Raw genomic sequence first — 6662 nt, forward strand, 5'->3', positions numbered from 1 at the left:
TCACCGCAATGACGGGCGGTGAGTGTCAATAAAGGGAATTTCAGATTTCAAATTTGAGATGGCAAATTGAAATATTCAATCTGCAATCTCAAATTGGTAATTTGAAATTTTGATTACCAGCCAGAAACCCGGTTTCTCAAAGAAACCGGGTTTCTTTGTGCTAAAGGATTGTATTAATACCTCCTCGCTCTGCTAATAATGCCCTCCAAATCATTGACACTGCGGCGCACAGTAGACCAGTCTCTTTCAACGCGGGGGCCTAAGCGCCTGCGTTGCAGGAAATTGTCTATTCTAGATGCACTGGAAAGTACAGAACGAAGATCGGAAGTAACATTTTGACCTCTGTCGTAACGATCGAGCAAACGATCGGTCGCCCTTTCAAAGTCTTTGACGTATCGGTTAATTTCATCTTCTTGGTTGGTGCCGTTGAGACGACTGCGATCGAGTGCGTCATCTAGGCTATCCTGAAACCTATCTGTGTTACTTTCTATGCGGCTTAAAATTTGCTCTACTTGGCCGTTGTCTCGGCGCGGAAAGCGTTGCGCTTGCGCTTCGGAACTTATGCCAATACTTGTTCCTGCGATTACCAGTGCGATTAAAAGCACCCTTTTGATTTTATCGATCATGTTTCTTTTCCTCCCTGTTGGGAATTAGCAGTTTGATTTTTACCAAACCGACTTTTAGTAGAACTTGTGCTTTCCCTCTTTCTATAGATGACAACTTGCTGGAAAGATTATGGAAATACTAATTCAGCAATTGCCAAACAGCATCTGCCGACCGAGCGCGAGGGCAATAGAATTAAGTTGGGAAAAAAGCCCTTTTCCCTATCCTAAACTCTGATTCCAAACAGTGGTGCTACTTAAGGTTTGGGTTGGCACAAAATTCAAAATTCTCAATCTCCCAAACTTTGACGGGATTGGCTACTGTATGTTCCCTGATATTTAGGGCCGATTGAGGATAGCGATCGATCCTGATGTGAGCGAGTCCGGAAACAGAGCAGAAATTTATACCTCTGAAAATATCAGATTACATATTCTGGATTAAAAATCTTGTCTATAGAAACACTTTATGGTCTGATAAACAACTAGATACTTAAATTATAGGTATTGCTATTTACAGAAAGCTTCGGTCAATTTTACCTGGGAAATTCTGGATTTTGGATTATGCTCGTTTAATCCAAAATCCAAAATCTCAAATCTAAAATCGACTGCCGATCGGCCTTTGGGGGCCTGCCCAAGTATGATAGGCAGATGAGTCAAAAGTGACTATCCCCGACATCATTAGCAGTATGGCCGCCAAGGGTAAAAAGTATGGTCTTGTGCGGAACCATCCACGAAGCAATGGGTGTTGGAACATTTATAAATCTCTTTAGTGCGTTTTCGGTGTGAGGACGAACACCCAAGGACAGGTTGAGCTTGTTTATCTTTTATTTATATCAGGGGAAGGTAGTTTTAACTTGCAAGTTCCATAATCTTTTTTAAAGATTCAAACAGCTGCTTGCTGAGTTGACAAATTTAGGGTGATATACCAAATCACCAGGTTGAGATATTATCGCAGATGCTACGTTGGCTTTATTGTGGAAAAGTGTTTGGATGAGGTAAATAAGCGTGAAGGAATATTCAGAGGAATCTCCTGGCTTTGGCCGCTTTTTACTAATTTTAGTGTTCAGATTGCTGCTTTTGGCTGTGGGAGGCGCTATAGCGGGGTTAATAGGGGTGGCGATCGCCACGGTGAATCCCGCGACAAGGCCAAATAAGCCTTTAGTGGCAAAATTGCTGCAACTTCCCGGCGATGTCAAAAACTCGCCCACTCTTGCCAAAAACCCAGCTGCCACAGAAGCGTCCGCTTCTGAAACTCAAGCAACAGCTGTTCCCCCACCGCCAAAGCTAACCCCACAGCAGAGACAGAAATTGGAAGCGGAAGTCAAGCAGTTAGAAGCGCAATTGAAGGTTTTGCGCGATCGCGCCACCACCTTGGAAAACCAAATCGGTAGCAGTAATCCCACCGAAGCATTAGAAACCCGATTGCAAGTTATATCCCAGCAACTGAAAGCTGCTGCCCAACCGCAACAGGCAAACAACTCCGCCGCATCAGCAGCAGAGATAAGCCAACAAGTTTCTTCCTCCGGTGTACTCATTTCCCCAGAAACGCTGACGGCTACACTTCCCAGCGATGCTTTATTTTTAGACAGCCAAGCTGTTTTGCGGAAAGAAGCACGCCTGATTTTGGATAAGCTGATCGCTGAATTGCAAAAGTACCCAGGCGCAAGAGTCAGTATTGCTGCCCACACTGACAGCGCTGGAGAAGCAGATAACAATCGAGTGCTATCTTTTCGGCAAGCGCAAGCAGTTGAACAGTATATCTCCAGTACGTTAGGTGATAAGTACCACTGGCTAGTGTTGGGGTACGGAGAAACTCGACCTCTTGTGCCGAATAACACTACCATCAACTTGCAACGCAATCGCAGGCTGGAAATCTCCGTTGATAATAATTAATCAAAAGTCAAAAGTCAAAAATCAAAAGTCAAAAGTTCTCCCTTTCGCTCAATTGTCTCCCTCCTCCCTCTTCCCTCTCCCTTTCCCTATTTCCTATTCCCTCTCCCTGTTCCCTCTTGCTTTTGACTTTTGACTTTTTCTAGCCCCTAACCCCTAACCCCTAACCCCTAACATGAAAGTAGTTTTTTTCGGCACTCCCGAATTTGCAGTGCCCAGCTTGGAGAAATTGTTAAATCATCCCGATTTTGAGGTTGTGGCGGTTGTCACCCAACCGGATAAGCGGCGGGGAAGGGGTAACCAGCTAACTCCCTCGCCAGTCAAAACGGTTGCTTTGACTCACGAACTGCCGATTTGGCAACCTCAACGGGTTAAAAAAGATACCGAAACTCTGGATCTGCTGCGCCAAACACAGGCAGATGCCTTTGTTGTGGTGGCATACGGGCAAATTCTTTCTCAAGAAATTCTGGATATGCCCAAATTCGGTTGCATCAACGTTCACGGTTCGCTGCTACCCAAGTACCGAGGTGCCGCACCGATACAGTGGTGTCTCTACAATGGCGAGATGGAAACGGGTATCACCACTATGCTGATGGATGCTGGTATGGATACGGGTGCGATGCTGCTAAAAGTTCATACACCCATAGCGCTAATGGATAATGCCGAACAATTAGCCCAAACTCTATCCGTGTTGGGAGCAGATTTGTTGATAGAAACGCTACTGAAGCTGCAAAAAGGAGCGCTTACTCCTATTCCTCAAGATTCTTCGCAAGCAACTTACGCACCGCTAATTAAAAAAGAAAATTACTCGCTTAATTGGTCGCGTCCGGCTTTGGAATTACACAATCAGGTGAGGGGTTTTTTCCCAGACTGCGTGGCAACTTTTCGGGGTGCGCCGTTGAAAATCACGTCTACAGCACCGATTACACCTGAGATGCGATCGCAGCTGCCTTCAGAATTGAGAGTGTTGGAGGAAAAATGGTTTGACTTGTCCGATCGTACAACAAGCCCTGGAGAAGTGGTGGCTGTTGTCAAGGGAATTGGCCCCCTCGTGCAAACTGGAGAGGGACTGTTGCTGCTGCAAAAAGTACAACCCGCAGGCAAACGCGCTCAGTCTGGTTTGGACTTTGCGAATGGAATGCGTTTAGCGGTCGGAGAGGTTTTGCAAAACGGCGAGTAGGATGGGCAATGCCCATCCTACCTACTGCATTGAGGATTTTTCGTAGAAGCGGCAGCGATCGCATGGCCCTTCTGGATTAACCGCACAGCGAATTAGTTCGGAATGAGCGTTGAAGCGGCAGTCGGCATCCCCCAGCACCCAGCGTCCCTCTATAATACTTCTCTCTGTGGGGCGCGGTGCGGACTGTACGTATAGGGCTATTTTGTGCAATTTGTAGCGTCCTAACCTGAGTTGATAGCGGTGGCGGCGTTCTAGGACGGCGTAGGTTTTCCCTTCTAGATCGAGATAGTTACCGGGTTGCGGTGCCCAGTCTAGGTTGATGTTACCGAGGGACTGACGCGGGTGCGTCAAAATCACCTCGGTGGGCAAATAATCTGGTTCCATAGCTTCCTCCAGATGTGTTGCGGACTACATCTTTTAAGGTATCGCGATCCTTGGCAAAGTTCGATCGCTTGAGAGGCTAACCTGGTTTAGATTAGATTGAGTAACCTTAAGATGACTGGCTCTGCCCAAAAAACAACACTAGATAATGCTGCACTCAACACTCTAGACAAGGAAGTTACACACATCCGATACGAGTTTCTTAGACATCAGCTGACTTTGAGTTTGGAACTTATTGATAAATTCTTCTATATCCCTGTTGATTTCTATTAAACCCAATCAGTACATCTTCAAGAGTGGTGCATTACCATGACGCATAATTTTTGAAAGGCGATCGTCATGTCTGTGCCGCCAAAAACGCGATCGCCCATCCTCAAATTAACTTTCTTCTGTTTCGCCAGAAAAGGGATTTTCTCCCACACCCAGCTGCTGCTTGGTTTTCTCCAGTTCTTTCCAGAGCGCTTCGATATCGCTGAATGCCTGCTCCATCGAAATTTTTCCATTGCTTGCTAAACAACTGATGTAATTTATCCGTTGTGCAAATTCTTGGATGTTGGCATTAAACACTAAATTCTCTGGTTTCACTTCACCATAGTAGTGGCTTCTGGGATATAAAAGACTATAAATAGCTAACATTTTTATACCCTCGTATGAATTGATATTTTGGTTATAATTCTATTATCAAGGTTTTCCAAATAATTTTCGTGATAGCTGTCAAACAATGGTGTGATGAAAATCACTAGCGTAATTTAACAGATTACCGCTAGAATACCAACTCAATATTCGCGTCGAGTACGATCGACCGGGTTTATTTGGTCATGAATCAAATAAACCCGGTGGCTGGGATTAGTAACTTGCTGTTCTATGTGCAGCTAGAGGTGTTCTCCGTACTGCTTAAAGAGCGATCGTACATCTACTGAGTCGGATGCGATCGCTCACAATCGCTTTCTCGCTCTGTAAATTAAAGCTTTTTTAAGTCTAGCAGAGTCATCTTTTTTTGTCTGTTGTGTCCGCTAAATCGGGAAACACTTCGCGCACTGCTGGATGCACCAACTGATGAGAGCGAACGTTTAATCCCTTGGCTAAATTTGGGTCAAATTCCAGTGCTTTGATACCGCGATTGGCTAGTTTCAAAACATACGGTAAGGTACTGTTATTGAGTGCTTGAGTAGCAGTCCAAGGAACGGCCCCCGGCATATTTGGTACGCCGTAATGTACTACTCCTTCCTCGATGTAGACTGGATTGGTGTGAGAGGTGGGACGCAACGTTTCGATACAACCACCTTGGTCTACTGCCACATCAACAATAACCGCACCGGGACGCATTTTTTTGACGAATTCTCGCGATACGAGGATGGGAGCTTTTTTCGCTAGTACTAAAACTGCGCCGATGAGCAAATCGGTATCTGGAACATTAGCTTCGATCGCAGAAGAATTACTGTATAACAATTCAACTCTAGAGCCAAACAGAGTTTCTAGATAAGCTAAACGTTCTACATTTATATCCAAAATCTGAACTCTAGCGCCCATACCGACGGCAATTCTGGCTGCTTCCGTACCGACGACACCACCGCCTAAAATCGTTACTTTTCCGGGACTAACTCCGGGAACGCCTCCCAGGAGAACGCCTCGACCTCCTTGCTGTCTCTCCAGAAACCTAGCTCCGAATTGTACGGCTAAGCGTCCGGCGATAATGCTCATGGGGGTAAGGAGGGGAAGTTTGCCGTCTGGCAGCTCTACGGTTTCGTAGGCGATCGCAGTTACTCCGCAGTCTATCAGATGTTCGGTTAAAGTGCGATCGGCTGCCAAGTGCAGATAAGTAAACAGTAACTGCTCTTTCTGAAGAAACTGATACTCTGCCTTCAGAGGTTCCTTCACTTTAACTACCAATTCTCGATTCCAGGCTTCTTCTGCTGTGGGTACAATCTTAGCTCCTGCCTGAATATAATCTTCATCCGTAAAACCCGCACCTACACCGGCTGCGGTTTCTACAAAGATACTATGACCGGCTTCCTCCAACACCCGCACGCTACTCGGACTCAATCCGACCCGAAATTCTCGATCCTTGGTTTCTTTCGGAACGCCAATTTCCATATGCCACCTCGATCTACCTATATTTCCAGCTTAAGTCGCAAAAGTCTGGTCTTGCCTTTATCTGAGATATATTTCTTACCTACTACTGGTATTAAATTTTCCACCTGCCTTGCGATCGATCCTGAAATGGAGGACTTTTGCTTGACTGCTGGTTAAGCCTCCTTACAATAGAGAAGGTAAAGAATTGTAACTAGCGCGTCGGTATGCAAAACTACCGATCGGCAGCCAATCTAGCCTGCTGTTCCAAATTCCCATCAATATAGAGTTGAAAAACTTATGGCGCAAGGGTTCCAACCAACAACACAACCGCAACCGACCGTAACTCCGAAGCTGGAGGAGCCAAAGTTTGGTTTCAACGAGTATGCAGAACGCTTGAATGGCAGAGCTGCCATGATCGGCTTTGTCCTCACTCTCCTGATTGAATACTTTACGGGTCAAGGATTGCTATCCTGGCTAGGGCTAAATTAGGATCTGGGGGGAGAGGGAAGGGGCTAGGGCGTCGGGGCTAGGGACTA

The 6662-nt window shown here is 45.9% G+C and carries 7 protein-coding genes; 3 read left to right on the forward strand and 4 right to left on the reverse strand.

Annotated elements, in window-relative coordinates:
• Window positions 1–173: 173 nt before the first annotated feature.
• Window positions 174–626, reverse strand: coding sequence for a hypothetical protein (locus H6S82_RS13480; RefSeq protein ID WP_190461083.1), 453 nt, complete (start codon window positions 624–626; stop codon window positions 174–176).
• A gap of 981 nt (window positions 627–1607) precedes the next feature.
• Here H6S82_RS13480 and H6S82_RS34355 point away from each other — a divergent pair.
• Both H6S82_RS34355 and fmt read left to right on the forward strand, forming a co-directional pair.
• On the forward strand, window positions 1608–2495 hold the full coding sequence (locus H6S82_RS34355; protein ID WP_190461086.1) for an OmpA family protein: 888 nt from the start codon (window positions 1608–1610) through the stop codon (window positions 2493–2495).
• A 172-nt stretch (window positions 2496–2667) separates the two neighbouring features.
• Window positions 2668–3672, forward strand: coding sequence for a methionyl-tRNA formyltransferase (gene fmt, locus H6S82_RS13490; RefSeq protein WP_190461088.1), 1005 nt, complete (start codon window positions 2668–2670; stop codon window positions 3670–3672).
• Between the two features lie 21 nt (window positions 3673–3693).
• Here fmt and H6S82_RS13495 read toward each other — a convergent pair whose 3' ends face one another.
• The 3 genes from H6S82_RS13495 to ald all read right to left on the reverse strand — a co-directional run bounded on the left by H6S82_RS13495 (window position 3694) and on the right by ald (window position 6147).
• The gene (locus H6S82_RS13495; protein ID WP_190461090.1) at window positions 3694–4056 is read right to left on the reverse strand and encodes a DUF6464 family protein; all 363 of its coding nucleotides are present in this window, start codon (window positions 4054–4056) and stop codon (window positions 3694–3696) included.
• Between the two features lie 375 nt (window positions 4057–4431).
• Window positions 4432–4689, reverse strand: coding sequence for a hypothetical protein (locus tag H6S82_RS13500; protein WP_190461092.1), 258 nt, complete (start codon window positions 4687–4689; stop codon window positions 4432–4434).
• A gap of 351 nt (window positions 4690–5040) precedes the next feature.
• Window positions 5041–6147, reverse strand: a complete 1107-nt coding sequence (gene ald / locus H6S82_RS13505; protein ID WP_190461094.1) for an alanine dehydrogenase — start codon at window positions 6145–6147, stop codon at window positions 5041–5043.
• Between the two features lie 276 nt (window positions 6148–6423).
• On the opposite strand from ald, the gene H6S82_RS13510 reads away from it, so the two are divergent.
• Window positions 6424–6615, forward strand: coding sequence for a hypothetical protein (locus H6S82_RS13510; RefSeq protein WP_190461096.1), 192 nt, complete (start codon window positions 6424–6426; stop codon window positions 6613–6615).
• Window positions 6616–6662: the final 47 nt, after the last annotated feature.

The sequence above is a fragment of the Planktothrix sp. FACHB-1355 genome (assembly GCF_014748295.1).
Lineage (GTDB): Bacteria > Cyanobacteriota > Cyanobacteriia > Cyanobacteriales > Aerosakkonemataceae > Aerosakkonema > Aerosakkonema funiforme_A.

Bases quoted from the DNA above. Each gene is read 5' to 3' on its own strand.
- H6S82_RS13480 (WP_190461083.1), bottom strand. From the start codon at position 626: ATGATCGATAAAATCAAAAGGGTGCTTTTAATCGCACTGGTAATCGCA.
- H6S82_RS13500 (WP_190461092.1), bottom strand. From the start codon at position 4,689: ATGTTAGCTATTTATAGTCTTTTATATCCCAGAAGCCACTACTATGGT.
- H6S82_RS13510 (WP_190461096.1), top strand. From the start codon at position 6,424: ATGGCGCAAGGGTTCCAACCAACAACACAACCGCAACCGACCGTAACT.
- ald (WP_190461094.1), bottom strand. From the start codon at position 6,147: ATGGAAATTGGCGTTCCGAAAGAAACCAAGGATCGAGAATTTCGGGTC.
- H6S82_RS13495 (WP_190461090.1), bottom strand. From the start codon at position 4,056: ATGGAACCAGATTATTTGCCCACCGAGGTGATTTTGACGCACCCGCGT.
- fmt (WP_190461088.1), top strand. From the start codon at position 2,668: ATGAAAGTAGTTTTTTTCGGCACTCCCGAATTTGCAGTGCCCAGCTTG.